The 388-nt window shown below is 68.8% G+C and carries 1 pseudogene; it reads right to left on the bottom strand.

Annotation, left to right across the window (positions count from 1 at the left end):
* Window positions 1–388 (bottom strand): annotated as a pseudogene (locus QZH66_RS18695) (phospholipase D family protein); the annotation flags it as partial.

Raw genomic sequence — 388 nt, 5'->3', positions numbered from 1 at the left:
GTCTGGGCGACGGCCCGGGTGTAGGCCTGAGCGCGTTCGGACTGTTCGATCTGCGCGGCCTGCGCTTTCAATGCCTGCAGCCCGGACGGGTCCGCCGTGGGCAGGATGGTTTCTGCCGGGTAGGCCGAGGGGCTGGCCCAGTAGCGGTCGAAGTCCTGCGACACCTCGGGCACGATGGGGCCGACGGCCAGCACGTCGAGGTCGCTGAACAGCACGCCGTCGGTGGCGCCGAAGTATTCGTCGCCGACGTTGCGGCCGCCGACGATGGTGGCCTGGTTGTCGGCGGTGAACGACTTGTTGTGCATGCGCCGGTTGGCGCGGCCGAAGTCCGTCAGGTAGCCCAGCGGCTTGGGCCAGCGCAGCACGAAGGGGTTGAACAGCCGCACTT

The sequence above is a fragment of the Stenotrophomonas sp. YIM B06876 genome, assembly GCF_030711595.1.
Classification (GTDB): Bacteria; Pseudomonadota; Gammaproteobacteria; order Xanthomonadales; family Xanthomonadaceae; genus Stenotrophomonas.
Note: the sequence above shows the minus strand (reverse complement) of the source record. Positions and strands in the feature narration are given on the sequence as shown.